The sequence below is a fragment of the Ruegeria sp. CDSC081 genome, from assembly GCF_059610485.1.
On the sequence record NZ_JBXWNS010000006.1, the window covers coordinates 92,020 to 106,013 of the forward strand.

Genomic DNA, 13,994 nt, shown 5'->3' on the forward strand with positions numbered 1-13,994 from the left:
AGCAAACGCGGATTAGGCCAACCGCTTTCGTATATGCCTGATACCCAGCCAGACACACAGGACAACCGGCAAGGTTGCCGCCGCGGTCAGCATCCCCTTGCTGATCCCGGTGGCGGTCAACGGGTACAACAGATAGCTGGCCAGTGAGACCGCATAATAGCTAATCGCCACCACGGAAAGCCCCTCGACTGTGTGCTGCAACCTCAGGGCCAGATCAGCACGGCGGTCCATACTTTCCAGCAAGGCCTGATTCTGGGCGCTGCGTTCCACATCTACCCGGGTCCGCAGCAACTCACCCCCCCGGATCGCCCGGTCGGACAAGGTCTGCAGCCGACTTTCCGTGGCTTTCACTGTCCGAATTGCGGGCTCATACCTGCGCATCATGAAATCGGCAAAGGACTGACGGCCCTCGAACCTTTCCTCGCGCAATACCTCGATCCGTTGGTTCACGATGGCCTCATAGGCCCCGGTAGCCCCAAAGCGAAATGCGCATCGGGCAGAAAGTGTTTCCAATTCGATGGATGTTGACAGCAGATCGGGCAGTAGTTCGTCAGGATGCGCCGAGTTATCTGTCATCTGCCCCATAAGCCGGGTCAACTTTCCATCCAGCTCTCCGATTTTCGGCATCAGTTGCTTGATTCGAGCAAAGCCCAACATGGACATGGCTTTGTAGGTTTCGATCTCGCACAGGCGCTGGATGATGCGCCCGGTTCGGCGCTGTCCTGTTCCCTTGGTCACGAAGAGCGCGAAGCGCATATGCCCAGCCGGATCAATCCGAAAGTCACTGGCACAAATCGCAGCATCATCCAGCACGCGCGCAACCGCAAGGCTTTCGGGTTCGAACCATTCGGCCAGCGCGGCTTTTACCGCCTCATCATCTGGTCTTTCAGTCACCCGAACCATGGCCGAGGTTATCCTCTGGCCCGGGCTGGCCATCAGCCAATCAGGTGGGAAAGCTTCAAAATCAGCGGGGTTGAAGGCCCGGTCACTGACATTCCGGGTGATCGCCGTATAGGTCACAAATTCCGTGTGCTGCTCCCACTTGAGCCAGTGACGCCCGATCTGACCCGCGTAATGCGTCGCGTCCGGCTGCGGGTGCTGCGCACCGTGACGGTCCAGAAGATTGACCAGATGGGCAATGTCTTCGCTCCGGTCCCTCGCTACCGCCGCCACGGGTTTCTTGATGGCCAAAAACGCAACGGTGCATGGCGTCGAGGCCACGGGAAACGGGCGCGCATGCAACTCGTTGGCCAGCGAATAGCGCAATGGATGATCGTCGATCGGCGTCATTGAATGCTCCGGCGTTGTCCGGCGCACTATACGACAGTTCAAAAATACATCAATTATCTTTTTATTTCAATAACTTACATGGATACTACGGTATACAAACCCCTTATGTCATTGATTTGGCTGCCACAGTTCGATTGGGTTGCCCTCAGGGTCGTGAATACGTGCGAATTTTCCAACCTCGCTATCCCATTCCGGATTGGTCTCGACGGCAATGCCTGCGGCTTGCAACTGGGTCGTCATGGCAGACAGATCATCAACCCGAAAATTGATCATCCACTGCTGCTCGGCGCGGCCAAAATAATCGGTGTCCTGCGCAAACGGGGCAAAGACCGTATAGCCTTCGCGCTGCTTCCAGGGGACGGGATCGTAATGATGAACGCCAAGATGGGTCTCGTACCAATCCCGCAGCGCTTCCGGATCTCTGGCGCGAAAAAACACGCCACCTATGCCGTTGACCTTTTCCATGGGGCACCTCCTAGTCTTTCTATAATAGCCCAAGGATACCACATTCCGCCCGCCTCATCTGGCCAGAAAAATCTTGGGGGCTTGGAGGCAAAGCCCCCAACATGACAAACAAGAAAAGGGCGCCCGAAGGCGCCCTTTGCATTTTGGTTAAGGCTTTAGATCAATCGATCATCGGCAGCAGCTTGTCCAAGCTTGCTTTGGCGTCGCCATAGAACATGCGGGTGTTCTCTTTGAAGAACAGCGGGTTTTCGATACCCGAATACCCCGTACCCTGACCACGTTTGGACACGAACACCTGCTTGGCCTTCCAGCATTCCAGAACCGGCATCCCGGCGATGGGGCTGTTGGGGTCTTCCTGTGCTGCAGGGTTCACGATGTCATTCGAACCGATGACGATGGCAACATCCGTTTCCGGGAAGTCCTCGTTGATCTCGTCCATTTCCAGAACGATGTCATACGGCACCTTGGCCTCGGCCAGCAGAACGTTCATGTGGCCCGGCAAACGACCGGCAACCGGGTGGATCGCAAAGCGCACATTCTTGCCCTGCGCCCGCAGCTTGCGAACCAGTTCGGACACCGATTGCTGTGCCTGCGCGACGGCCATGCCATAGCCCGGAATGATCACCACGCTGTCGGCGTCATTCAGGGCTGCGGCAACACCGTCGGCCTCGATTGCAATCTGCTCGCCTTCGACAGCCATCTGCTCACCTTGCGGACCACCAAAGCCACCCAGGATCACACTGACAAAGTGCCGGTTCATCGCCTTACACATGATGTAGGAGAGGATCGCACCGGACGAGCCCACAAGCGCACCGACCACGATCAGCAGGTCGTTGCCCAGCGAAAAGCCGATGGCCGCAGCCGCCCAGCCTGAATAGCTGTTCAGCATCGACACAACCACCGGCATGTCGGCACCGCCGATGCCCATGATCAGGTGATAACCAATAAACAAGGCGGCCAGCGTCATCAGGAACAGGGGCAGGAATCCGCCCGTGGACGTGTACCAGACCAGACAGATCAGCGAGAGCCCCGCCGCAGACGCATTCAGCGCGTGACCACCGGGCAGTTTGGTTGCCGTCGATGTGACCTTGCCAGCCAGCTTGCCATAAGCCACGACCGAACCGGTAAAGGTGATCGCGCCGATGAAGATGCCCAGGAACAGTTCCACGTGCAGGATTGCCAGCTCTGCCGCTGTCTTCTTGGCGATCAGCTTGGCAAACGCGCCCAGGTCGGACAGGTCGACGTCTTTGGCGGCATCAACAACCGCAAAAACTTCGGCGACATTCTTGATTTCAAAATGCGCGTTGAAACCCACGAACACAGCCGCCAAACCAACCAGCGAATGCATCGCAGCCACAAGCTGTGGCATCTCGGTCATCTGGACGCGCTGCGCCACATATTGACCGATCAGACCACCACCTATGATCAGCAGCAGTGACAGCAGCCACAAGCCCGAACCGGGGCCGACCAGCGTAGCGAAAACCGCCAGCGCCATACCGACGATGCCATACCAGACAGCGCGCTTGGCGCTTTCCTGGTTCGAAAGGCCGCCAAGCGAGAGGATGAACAGAACAGCCGCAACAACGTAGGCGGCAGTGGTGAAGCCATAATCCATGTGCCCGGCCTCCTTAAGATTTCTGGAACATGGCAAGCATGCGCCGAGTTACGAGGAAGCCACCGAAGATGTTGATCCCGGCCATGAATACGGACAGAGCCGCCAGCAGAATAACCAGGAACGACCCGGATCCGATCTGCATCACTGCGCCAACGATGATGATCGACGAGATCGCGTTGGTAATCGCCATCAGAGGCGTGTGCAGGCTGTGCGCGACGCCCCAGATCACCTGGAATCCCACGAAGATCGCCAGCACAAAGACGATGAAGTGCTGCATGAAGCTGGCCGGAGCAATCAGACCGATCAACAGCATTAGCGCACCGCCGATACCCAGCAAGGTGAACTGCTGTTTGGTTTGCGCCTTGAAGGCCGCAACTTCCTGCGCCTTTTTCTCCTCCGGGGTCAGCTCCCTGACCTCAGGCTTTTTCTGAGCGGCAATCGCCTGAACTTTCGGCGGCGGTGGCGGGAAGGTGATTTCACCTGCATGCGTCACGGTTGCGCCGCGGATCACGTCGTCTTCCATGTCATGGTTGATCTGACCGTCCTTTTCAGGCGTCAGGTCTGTCATCATGTGACGGATGTTGGTTGCGTAAAGCGACGAAGACTGTGCCGCCATCCGGCTTGGGAAATCGGTATAGCCGATGATGGTCACGCCATTATCGGTCACGATCTTCTCGTCAGCAACGGTCAGCTTGCAGTTGCCGCCTTTTTCCGCCGCAAGGTCCACGATCACCGAACCCGGTTTCATCGCTTCGACCATGTCCTTGGTCCAAAGCTCGGGCGCTTCGCGGTTGGGGATCAACGCGGTGGTGATCACGATGTCCATTTCCGGAGCAAGCTCGCGGAACTTGGCCAGCTGTGCCTCGCGGAATTCATCGGACTGAACACTCGCGTAACCGCCGGTTGCCGCGCCGTCCTGCTGGTCTTCTTCGAAGTCCAGATAGACGAATTCGGCGCCCATGGATTCAACCTGCTCCGCCACTTCGGGGCGTACGTCGAACGCATAGGTGATCGCACCCAGAGAGGTCGAGGTGCCAATGGCGGCCAGACCGGCCACACCGGCACCTACGATCAGAACCTTGGCAGGCGGTACTTTACCAGCAGCCGTCACCTGACCGGTGAAGAACCGGCCAAAGTTGTTACCCGCTTCGATCACCGCGCGGTAGCCCGCTATGTTGGCCATCGACGACAGAGCGTCCATCTTCTGGGCACGACTGATACGCGGCACCATTTCCATGGCGATCACGTTGGCGCCCTTGGACTTGGCGGCCTCCATGCCCTTTTCATTCCCTGCGGGGTTGAAGAACGAGATCAATGTCTTGCCCTTGGCAAGACGCTTCAGCTCGGTTTCATTTGGCTGACGTACCTTGGCGACGATGTCGGCGGCTTTCCACAGCGCAGCCGCGGTTCCGATAACCTCGACACCCGCCTCTTTATATGTGGCGTCCGAGAACCCGGCCGCAGCGCCGGCCCCTTTCTCGATCAGGCACTCATACCCGAGCTTTTGCAGTTGACGGGCTGAATCCGGAGTCATCGCGACCCGGTTCTCACCGTCAAATGTTTCCTTTGGCGTTCCAATCTTCAACGGCGCGTCCCCCTAATTTTCGGTCAGTTCGCAAGGATAGTTGGCATTCTATCTGAAGAACCAGTTTTAACTGCGCAAGATTATTTCGCAAGCGCAGCATTGTTACGTCGTGTAAAATCCCGTCCACCTCAGATCCAGCGGCGGGTTTGCCTTTCATATCTGGCGAAATCCGTGCGAAAGGCACGGCGCATACGGCTTTCTTCCGGCACAATAAACCTGCGTTCCAAAATCCAGACAAAAACAGGCAACAACACCAAGGACAGCACCGCGTCGAAACGCAGAATCATGCCGGCCAGAATAAGTACATCGCCAACGTAGATCGGATTGCGGCTGCGCTTGAAGATACCTGTTTGAACCAGACTCGATGGAGTTTCATGCGGCAGGACGGTCGTTCGATGCCGACGAAACTCGGCAATCGCCAGCACGACAAGAACGACGCCGCCCCCGATCAGAAGGCCGCTGAGCAGGTCGGTAAACCCGCTGGCCAGCGACAGACCGAAGGACGCATAGGTCGCCTGCAGCCAGGCGAGAACAGCAAAGGCCACCAACCAAGCGGGCGGAATGTCGAGTTTGCGCTTCATGCTTGTTCCTCTGATCCTGCGGTATGGATGTCGCATTTGTCGGGGTATGTACCGCTTTGCATCCACGAAAGCAAAACCACAGTTGGTCGCATCTGTGCATTTTCGGCCGAACGCGTAGACACGGCAGAACTGATCAGATAGCCCTTTAGTCAGACATTTGTCAGAATTCTGCACAGGACCTCCATGACTGATTTCGCTGCAACCAAAGCCATGTTCGATCTGCCGAATGGAACCATTTATCTGGACGGCAACTCGCTTGGCCCATTGCCACGTGCTGCCGCCGAGCGGGTGAGTGGAATGATGACACACGAATGGGGTCAAATGCTGATCACCGGTTGGAACAAGGCCGGGTGGATGGGGCTTCCGACCGGGCTTGGCGACCGTATCGGGCGGTTGATCGGGGCGGAACCGGGTACCATCGTGACCGGCGATACCCTGTCGATCAAGGTCTATCAGGCTGTTGCCTCGGCGCTGGAGCTTTGCCCCGACCGCAAGGTTGTGCTGTCTGATAACGGCAATTTCCCTTCGGACCTTTATATGGTCGACGGCCTGCTGCGTTCACTCGGATCGGAATACGAATTACGGGTGGTCGCACCCGAGGAAGTTTCCGAAAACATCACCAAAGACGTCGCGGTTCTGATGCTGACCGAGGTCGATTACCGGTCTGGCCGGATCCATGACATGAAGGCGCTGACGGAACAGGCCCATGCGAACGGCACAATAACCGTTTGGGATTTGGCCCATTCCGCAGGGGCGATCCCGGTTGAGTTGTCCAGCTGCAATGCGGATTTTGCCGTTGGCTGCAGCTATAAGTATCTGAACGGAGGCCCTGGCGCGCCGGCGTTCATCTATGTGGCGCCCCGCCATGCGGATCGCGTGCGCCCTGCATTATCCGGGTGGCTGGGCCATGAAGCCCCGTTCACGTTCGATCTAGATTACCGCCCCGGACAGGGTATCGAGCGGATGCGTGTCGGCACACCTCCGATCATCCAGATGACCGCGCTGTCTGCGGCGATGGACATCTGGGACATGGCCAACATCAAAGACGTGCGCGCCAAGTCAATCGAACTGACCGAGCTGTTTATTTCGGGCGTCGAGGCCACCTGCCCTAACCTGAAACTGGCCAGCCCCCGCGACCCTGCGCAGCGTGGCAGTCAGGTTTCATTCCGTTTCGCCGATGGCTATGCCGCAATGCAGGCCTTGATCGCGCGCGGCGTGATCGGTGATTTCCGCGCCCCGGACATCATGCGCTTTGGGTTCACCCCGCTCTATATCGATGAGCAGGATGTAAACGGCGCGGTGGACATTCTGGCCGACATCATGACCAACCGGTTATGGGACGCACCGGAATACAAAGTCAGACAGCGGGTTACCTGATTTCCAACGCTGCACCAATCATGGCGGCAAGGTTCGAGTTCATCCGGTCGAATTCTTGAAAATCCGTCGCGCTGATTTTGTTTCCCCGCAGCGCAGAGGCAATGGTCTCCGCAGTCTCTCTTGCGCCATCAAACAAACGGACACGATCATTCGACGCTTCTTTCTGTAGCCACCCGGTATATAAAGATTGCAGCCGGGCCTCGCCCTGCGTGATTATATCCGAGGCCAGCGACTTTCCTGCATCCAACAGTTCCATCCCGTGTGGAGAGGACATGATCTGAGCCATACCATCGGTCTGCACGTGGATTGCCTGGCCGATGATCTGCGAAACCGAGCCGTCTGCATGAAGGGCTTTCGCAACGGCTTCGATCTTCTCCTCATAGTGCAACTCGGTGAGTCTGCGCAGGATCGCCTCTTTGTTGTCGAAATACAGATACAATGCAGGGCGCGAGATCCCCACGCCCTTTGCGATTTCATCCATCGACGTCTTTTTAAAGCCGTAAGCCGCGAATGCCTTACGCGCCGATTCCAGTATGGCAAGGTACTTTGCGTCTAGCACGAAATCTCTCATCTGAACCTTTTGACACTTTTCACTCAATTTGTCAGTTGACACTCTGACACTCACACCCATTTATGTCAGAACGTCACTAAATGCCAAGAGGGAGACGCAGCCATGACGGCCAGCTTAAAGATAAATGGGACGTCATATGAGGTCGATCTACCCGAGGATGTCCCCCTTTTATGGGTTCTGCGCGACGAGATCGGACTGACCGGCACCAAGTTTGGCTGCGGGGTTGCGGCATGCGGCGCCTGTACCGTTCATATAGACGGAGAAGCCGTGCGCTCTTGCCAGGTTGCCTTGTCCGATGTCTGGGGTGACGTCACCACAATCGAAGGTCTGGGCAGCCCGGACGCGATGGCCAAGATACAGCAGGCCTGGGTTGACCATCAGGTTGCGCAATGCGGTTATTGCCAGTCGGGTCAGGTCATGCATGCCGCCGCGCTATTGGCCGAGAACCCCAGCCCCACGGATCAGGACATAGACGATGCGATGCAGGGCAATCTGTGCCGCTGCGGCACCTATCCCCGTATCCGTGCCGCGATCCATGACGCAGCCTCCAGACTGAAGGAGGCATAAGCGATGGCCTCCGTAGGAAAAATTCTTCGCCGCACGTTTCTCATCGGCTCAGCCGCCATTGTTGGCGGCGTCGCGTTTGGCGCCTATTATGTCAGCCGCCCGGCAGGCAACCCGCTGAAGCCTGGCGATGGGGAAACCGCGCTTAGCCCGTTCATCCTGATTGATCAGCAGGGCGTAACCCTGTTCGCGCCACGTGCCGAGATGGGACAGGGCGTAATGACCACTTGGGCAGCCCTAATTGCCGAAGAACTGGACGTCGAATTGGACGATATCCGGGTCCTTCACGGGCCTGCGGCAGCCGCCTATTACAACTCGGCCATTTTGGGTGAGAGCCTGCCGAACAAGGGATATGACATCTCGAATTTCCAGCACAATCTGGCACAGTCGTTGGGCGTTCTGGGCAAGGTTGTCAGTCTGCAGGTCACAGGCGGCTCGACCTCGATGCGCGATGGGTTCGAACGCATGCGCGAAGCCGGGGCCACAGCCCGGGAAACGCTGAAACAAGCAGCGGCTGATCGTCTGGGCCTGGAGCGTGACCAGTTGAAGACCGAAAACGGCGCCGTGATCGCGCCGGACGGGACGCGCATTCCCTATACCGAACTGGCTGAGGCCGCCGGGCAGATCGAACCCATGCAGGTCGAGCTGCGCGATCCCTCAGACTGGCGTTTGCTGGGACAGAATCTGCCACGAGTCGACATGGTTGGAAAATCCACGGGCACGGCCGAGTTTGGCATCGACGTGCGCCCCGAAGGTATGAAATTCGCCTCGGTCCGGATGAACCCAAAACTGGGCGGTGCGATGAACGGCTTTGACGCCAGCGCTGCGGAATCCATGCCCGGCGTGGAAAAGGTGGTCGATCTGGGCAACGGCGTGGCGATTATTGCCAATAACACCTGGCTGGCCATTCAAGCGGTTGAGGCCATAGACGTCGATTGGGCCGACGCCCCATACCCGCCGGATACTGACGGTATATTCGCAAAAATTGCCGAGGCGTTTGACGACTCGCCAAATTCGACCATGCGTGACGATGGCGATGTTGAAACCTTGCCCGAAGGGGCCACCGAAATCACCGCTGAATATCAGGTACCCTATCTGGCGCATTCCACGATGGAGCCCATGAACGCCACCGCGCTGTTCACTGGTTCCAGGCTCGAGCTGTGGTGTGGCAACCAGGCGCCGACTTTCCTTCTGACCCGCGCTGCAAACACGGCGAATCTGGATAAAGAAGCGGTCGAGATTCACACCACCTATCTTGGGGGCGGATTTGGTCGTCGTGGAGAGCTGGATTTCATCGAAATCGCAACCAAAGTTGCCATGGCCATGCCCAATACTCCGGTCCAGACCACCTGGAGCCGCGAGGAGGACATGCGCCATGACTTCTACCGACCCGGTGCACTGGCGCGGATGCGTGGCGCAGTCAAAGACGGCAAGGCGGTTTTGATCGACGCCAGAGTTGCATCGCAATCCTGCACGCAACAGGCCGTGGAACGCATATCGGGCCTGCCCGGCGCTGGCCCCGACAAGGTCCTGGTCGAAGGTCTTTTTAACCAGCCCTATGCCGTGCCGAACTACCGCGTCAGCGGCCACATCGCCGATCTGGATGTACCTGTGGGGTTCTGGCGCTCTGTCGGCAACAGCCATAACGGGTTCTTCCACGAGACATTCATGGACGAGCTGGCCCTGGTCGCCGGTCGCGATCCGCTGGAATTCCGACTTGAGCTGGCCCAAAATGAGCACGCGCCTTCGGCAGCTGTCCTGCAAGCCGTCAAGGAAATGTCAGGTTGGACGGGTGATACGCCTGCCGGTGTTGGTCGTGGCGTGGCAATGACCTATAGCTTTGGCACCCCGGTGGCGCAGGTGATCGAGGTGGTCGATGAGGACGGCACCATTCGCATCGCAAAGGCGTGGATTGCCTGCGATGTGGGGCTGGCGCTGGATCCCGGAACGATTGAGGCGCAGATGTTCGGTGGCATGATCTATGGCCTGTCAGCAGCCGTGATGGGTGAGATCACCTTCGCCGACGGTGAGGTCGAGCAATATAACTTCCCCGACTATGACGCGCTGCGGATGCATAATGCCCCGGTGACCGAGGTCCGCATTCTGGAAACCAATCGCCATCTGGGTGGTGTGGGCGAGCCGGGGACGCCTCCGTCGATGCCAGCACTTGGCAACGCCCTATTCGACCTTACCGGCAAGCGCGCCCGCAGCTTGCCGTTGATCAACCAATTCGATCTGCTGGTTTGATAGCAAAGCGCCGGTCCCTTCAATCAGGGCCGGCGCAGGGACTCAGGCGGTTTGTTTAACCAATCCCGATCGCACTCCTGCGGACCAGTCGCGTGCCGCATCGCCAAACGCCTCAAAAAGCGGCCGCGAGACAGGGTCATTGACCGCGTCCCATTCCGGGTGCCATTGCACCGACAGGGTGAAACCGGGCGCGTCCTGCACATAAATCGCCTCGGGCGTGCCGTCTGGTGCAGCGCCGTCAATCACAATGCGATGTCCAACCGTTTTGATCCCCTGCCCGTGCAGCGTGTTGGTCATCACCTCGGCAGCGCCCATCAACCGATGAAACACGCCCCCCTCGGTCAGGTTGACCACATGGCGCAGGGCAAATTTTTCTTCCAACGTGCCGTCGGGTGGCATCCGGTGGTTCATTCGCCCCGGCAAATTCCGGATTTCTGGATAAAGTGTTCCGCCCATGGCCACGTTAACTTCTTGAAAGCCGCGGCAGATACCGAAAAAGGGCTGCCCCCTTTCGACACAGGCCCGCACCAAAGGTAACGTGATCGCATCGCGAGCCCGGTCGAAATCACCGTGTGCTTCGGTTGCGGGTTCGCCATATTCCTCGGGATGTACATTGGGGCGTCCTCCTGTCAGCAGGAAGCCATCACAGACTTGCAACAGTTCCTCAACACAGACATACCGCGGGTCGGCAGGGATCAGCATCGGCAAGCAACCCGAGACATTGGCCACCGCATCCGAGTTCATCGTGCCGCCGGCATGAGTCGGATATTGATCGTTCATCAAATATGAATTGCCGATGATACCGACGACAGGTCGAGCCATTATTCTTTCCTAGTTCTTTCCGCACGTTCCGGGAAAGGTATCGACAGGGTCACAGGCGCGCAATAGCACATAGCCTGTGTGTCAGCGCAAGTCTCTGTTCACCCCTGCACAACAAGGGGCCTGATCGGACCACCGCCGAATAGGCCCTGTTCGCTTTGCGCGCCGCTTGTGCCGCGTAAAGATCGGAGAGCCTTTGCCGGCTCTCCGAGTTCACCAAAGGTCAAACTTCGCCAGTCAGCCCGGCCGCTTCGATCCCGGCCATGGCAGCGATGGCGTCGTTATCCGACGTGTCGCCGGTCACACCGACTGCGCCGATTACGGCACCTTTTCGGTCACGCAGCAGAACACCGCCCGGAACCGGCACGACCTGACCGCCATAAACACCGTTTACGGCGGCCATGAAATAGGCCTGCGCCTCGGCGCGTTGCATCTGGGCTGTGCCCGCCATCCCCAGCATGACCGAGCCATAGGCCTTGCCCTGCGCAATCGCAAAACGACCAGGGGCAGCACCGTCTTCACGCTCAAACGCGATGACGTGGCCACCAGCATCAAGAACGATGACCGAGAGGGGTTTCAGCCCCAACTCGCGCCCTTTTTCAAGGGCTTTGCGGATAAGGGTACGGGCTTTGCGCAAAGAAATTACCATATTCGATCCAGTCATTTCTGTTGGGTTAAAGGCTGGCTTTCATCTCCAGACGGCGGGCGTGCAAGACAGGTTCAGTATAACCCGAGGGCTGAACACGGCCTTTGAAAACCAGATCACAGGCCGCCTGGAAGGCGATGCCGTCGAAACCGGGAGCCATTGGGCGATACGCCGGATCGCTATCATTCTGCCGATCGACCACTACGGCCATTTTCCGCATCGCGGCCATGACTTGCGCCTCATCGACAGTGCCATGATGCAGCCAGTTGGCCAAGGCCTGAGACGAAATCCGGCAGGTGGCACGGTCTTCCATCAGGCCAACATCATTGATGTCCGGCACTTTCGAACAGCCAACGCCTTGATCGACCCAGCGAACCACATAGCCCAGGATGCCTTGCGCGTTGTTTTCGATCTCACGCGCAATCTCATCATCGCTGAGGTTGCGGCCGCCCAGCAAAGGCACAGTCAGCAGATCATCCAGCGTACCACGTGCGCCACCGGCAGCCAATTCGTCCTGGCGCTCTAGGACGTTGACCTTATGATAATGTGTTGCGTGCAGTGTCGCGGCAGTCGGCGACGGCACCCAGGCGCAAGTTGCGCCCGATTTCGGGTGACCGATCTTGGCGTCCAGCATGTCACCCATACGGTCGGGCATCGCCCACATGCCTTTGCCAATCTGTGCCTTGCCCTTCAAGCCACATGCCAGACCGATATCAACATTGCGATCTTCATAAGACACAATCCACGGCGTGTTCTTGATGTCGCCCTTGGGCAGCATTGGTCCTGCCTCCATCGAGGTGTGGATCTCATCCCCGGTCCGGTCCAGAAAGCCGGTGTTGATGAAGGCCACGCGCGATTTGGCGGCGCGGATACATTCCTTGAGGTTCGCCGAGGTGCGGCGCTCTTCATCCATAATACCGAGCTTAACGGTATTCCGCGGCAGGCCAAGGATGTCTTCAACCATATCGAAAATTTCGACGGCAAAGGCAACCTCTTCAGGTCCGTGCATCTTAGGCTTTACCACGTAGACCGAACCAGTGACCGAGTTGCCGCCATCGCGCTGCAGGTCGTGCATCGCAATCAGAGTGGTGCACAGCGCGTCCATCAGACCTTCGCCGATCTCGCGCCCTTCGGCATCCAGAACGGCGGGGTTGGTCATCAGGTGCCCCACATTGCGGACCAGCATCAGCGACCGGCCCTTAAGAACACCAGCGCCACCGTCCGCCGCGGTAAAGGTCAGGTCATCGGACAGTTTGCGTGTAAAAGTCGTGCCGCCTTTGCTGACCTCTTCGGTCAGATCACCCTTCATCAGGCCCAGCCAGTTGCCATAGGCAACCACCTTGTCCTCGGCATCAACACAGGCGACTGAATCTTCGCAGTCCATAATCGTCGACAGCGCCGATTCAAGATGCACGTCAGCAATACCGGCCGGGTCGGTGGCGCCAATGGTGCTGGAAGCGTCAATCACGACTTTGACATGCAGACCGTTGTTCTTCAGCAGAACAAAGTCCGGGTTTTCAGCGGCACCGCCAAAACCCACAAACTGCGCTGGATCTGCCAGCGCAGGCACCAGAACCCCATTTTCAACGCGCAGTTCTGACATTTCAGCCCACGATCCGCTGGCCAGCGGGGCGGCATCGTCCAGAAACGCTTTGGCCCAAGCAATCACGCGTGCTCCGCGCGCATCATCATAACCACCACCGACGGGAAGATCGCCCATCGCGTCGGTGCCATAAAGCGCGTCATACAAGCTGCCCCAGCGCGCATTCGCAGCGTTCAGTGCAAAACGCGCATTGGTAATAGGAACCACCAGCTGAGGACCGGGAATCAACGCGATCTCGGGATCCACATTGTCAGTTTCGATCTGAAAATCCCTGCCTTCAGCCACCAAATAACCGATCTCGCGCAGGAAATCCTGATAGGCGGCAGCATTATGCGGCTGGCCATTGTTTTCCAGATGCCAGGCATCGACGCGCCCCTGGATATCGGCCCGCTTTGCCAAAAGTGTACGGTTCTTTGGGCCCAACTCGTGAACCATCTGCGCAAGCCCGTTCCAGAAGGTGTCAGCCGCAACGCCTGTTCCAGACAGAGCATGCCCTTCTATGAATTCGGTCAGAATCCCGTCGACCTTGAGTCCGCTCCGCACCTGTCTGCTGCTCATGCCACATTCCCTCGTATGTACGCCGTTGTATACAGGCCCCAATTAGGGCGGATATTTCCGATAGGCAACATGT

Annotated in this window: 12 protein-coding genes; 3 read left to right on the forward strand and 9 right to left on the reverse strand. The window is 58.0% G+C overall.

All coding sequences use genetic code 11. The annotated features are described in order from the left end of the window. Positions 1 to 12 precede the first annotated feature (12 nt). From AC2FH9_RS12440 to AC2FH9_RS12460, 5 genes are all read right to left on the reverse strand, one after another. Positions 13 to 1,290, reverse strand: coding sequence for a DUF3422 family protein (locus AC2FH9_RS12440; RefSeq protein ID WP_142634941.1), 1,278 nt, complete (start codon positions 1,288 to 1,290; stop codon positions 13 to 15). A 108-nt stretch (positions 1,291 to 1,398) separates the two neighbouring features. Beyond that, the gene (locus AC2FH9_RS12445; protein ID WP_142634943.1) at positions 1,399 to 1,755 is read right to left on the reverse strand and encodes a VOC family protein; all 357 of its coding nucleotides are present in this window, start codon (positions 1,753 to 1,755) and stop codon (positions 1,399 to 1,401) included. A gap of 160 nt (positions 1,756 to 1,915) precedes the next feature. Then, positions 1,916 to 3,370: an NAD(P)(+) transhydrogenase (Re/Si-specific) subunit beta gene (locus AC2FH9_RS12450; RefSeq protein WP_282021433.1), complete on the reverse strand. Its 1,455-nt coding sequence runs from the start codon at positions 3,368 to 3,370 to the stop codon at positions 1,916 to 1,918. Between the two features lie 13 nt (positions 3,371 to 3,383). Further along, complete coding sequence (locus AC2FH9_RS12455) at positions 3,384 to 4,955, reverse strand: Re/Si-specific NAD(P)(+) transhydrogenase subunit alpha (protein ID WP_496701713.1); 1,572 nt, start codon at positions 4,953 to 4,955, stop codon at positions 3,384 to 3,386. A gap of 128 nt (positions 4,956 to 5,083) precedes the next feature. Continuing rightward, positions 5,084 to 5,536 (reverse strand): methyltransferase family protein, encoded by a 453-nt coding sequence (locus AC2FH9_RS12460; protein WP_496789530.1) that lies wholly within the window; start codon positions 5,534 to 5,536, stop codon positions 5,084 to 5,086. 183 nt (positions 5,537 to 5,719) lie between these two features. Here AC2FH9_RS12460 and kynU point away from each other — a divergent pair, with 183 nt between their 5' ends. Next, positions 5,720 to 6,913 carry a kynureninase gene (kynU, locus tag AC2FH9_RS12465; protein ID WP_496871741.1) on the forward strand — a complete coding sequence of 398 codons (1,194 nt, stop codon included), beginning with the start codon at positions 5,720 to 5,722 and terminating at the stop codon, positions 6,911 to 6,913. Here the strand turns inward: kynU and AC2FH9_RS12470 are convergent. After that, positions 6,906 to 7,484, reverse strand: a complete 579-nt coding sequence (locus tag AC2FH9_RS12470) for a TetR/AcrR family transcriptional regulator (RefSeq protein WP_496871743.1) — start codon at positions 7,482 to 7,484, stop codon at positions 6,906 to 6,908. The genes kynU and AC2FH9_RS12470 overlap by 8 nt on opposite strands. Before the next feature lie 102 nt (positions 7,485 to 7,586). Between AC2FH9_RS12470 and AC2FH9_RS12475 the strand changes: the two genes are divergently transcribed. Both AC2FH9_RS12475 and AC2FH9_RS12480 read left to right on the forward strand, forming a co-directional pair. Beyond that, complete coding sequence (locus AC2FH9_RS12475) at positions 7,587 to 8,051, forward strand: (2Fe-2S)-binding protein (protein WP_496871745.1); 465 nt, start codon at positions 7,587 to 7,589, stop codon at positions 8,049 to 8,051. Positions 8,052 to 8,054: 3 nt separating this feature from the next. Then, positions 8,055 to 10,295, forward strand: coding sequence for a xanthine dehydrogenase family protein molybdopterin-binding subunit (locus AC2FH9_RS12480; RefSeq protein WP_496871746.1), 2,241 nt, complete (start codon positions 8,055 to 8,057; stop codon positions 10,293 to 10,295). A gap of 42 nt (positions 10,296 to 10,337) precedes the next feature. On the opposite strand, the gene AC2FH9_RS12485 is transcribed toward AC2FH9_RS12480, so the two are convergent. The 3 genes from AC2FH9_RS12485 to AC2FH9_RS12495 form a co-directional block, all read right to left on the reverse strand. Next, positions 10,338 to 11,117, reverse strand: a complete 780-nt coding sequence (locus AC2FH9_RS12485; protein WP_496694845.1) for a gamma-glutamyl-gamma-aminobutyrate hydrolase family protein — start codon at positions 11,115 to 11,117, stop codon at positions 10,338 to 10,340. A 220-nt stretch (positions 11,118 to 11,337) separates the two neighbouring features. Continuing rightward, positions 11,338 to 11,763, reverse strand: coding sequence for a GlcG/HbpS family heme-binding protein (locus AC2FH9_RS12490; RefSeq protein WP_271950308.1), 426 nt, complete (start codon positions 11,761 to 11,763; stop codon positions 11,338 to 11,340). A gap of 25 nt (positions 11,764 to 11,788) precedes the next feature. Continuing rightward, complete coding sequence (locus AC2FH9_RS12495) at positions 11,789 to 13,921, reverse strand: malate synthase G (protein WP_496871748.1); 2,133 nt, start codon at positions 13,919 to 13,921, stop codon at positions 11,789 to 11,791. Between the last annotated feature and the right edge of the window lie 73 nt (positions 13,922 to 13,994).

Excerpts from the sequence above, each read along its gene's own strand:
- AC2FH9_RS12440 (WP_142634941.1), bottom strand. The coding sequence starts at position 1,290 with ATGACGCCGATCGACGATCATCCATTGCGCTATTCGCTGGCCAACGAG.
- AC2FH9_RS12445 (WP_142634943.1), bottom strand. The coding sequence starts at position 1,755 with ATGGAAAAGGTCAACGGCATAGGTGGCGTGTTTTTTCGCGCCAGAGAT.
- AC2FH9_RS12450 (WP_282021433.1), bottom strand. The coding sequence starts at position 3,370 with ATGGATTATGGCTTCACCACTGCCGCCTACGTTGTTGCGGCTGTTCTG.
- AC2FH9_RS12460 (WP_496789530.1), bottom strand. The coding sequence starts at position 5,536 with ATGAAGCGCAAACTCGACATTCCGCCCGCTTGGTTGGTGGCCTTTGCT.
- kynU (WP_496871741.1), top strand. The coding sequence starts at position 5,720 with ATGACTGATTTCGCTGCAACCAAAGCCATGTTCGATCTGCCGAATGGA.
- AC2FH9_RS12470 (WP_496871743.1), bottom strand. The coding sequence starts at position 7,484 with ATGAGAGATTTCGTGCTAGACGCAAAGTACCTTGCCATACTGGAATCG.
- AC2FH9_RS12475 (WP_496871745.1), top strand. The coding sequence starts at position 7,587 with ATGACGGCCAGCTTAAAGATAAATGGGACGTCATATGAGGTCGATCTA.
- AC2FH9_RS12480 (WP_496871746.1), top strand. The coding sequence starts at position 8,055 with ATGGCCTCCGTAGGAAAAATTCTTCGCCGCACGTTTCTCATCGGCTCA.
- AC2FH9_RS12485 (WP_496694845.1), bottom strand. The coding sequence starts at position 11,117 with ATGGCTCGACCTGTCGTCGGTATCATCGGCAATTCATATTTGATGAAC.
- AC2FH9_RS12490 (WP_271950308.1), bottom strand. The coding sequence starts at position 11,763 with ATGGTAATTTCTTTGCGCAAAGCCCGTACCCTTATCCGCAAAGCCCTT.
- AC2FH9_RS12495 (WP_496871748.1), bottom strand. The coding sequence starts at position 13,921 with ATGAGCAGCAGACAGGTGCGGAGCGGACTCAAGGTCGACGGGATTCTG.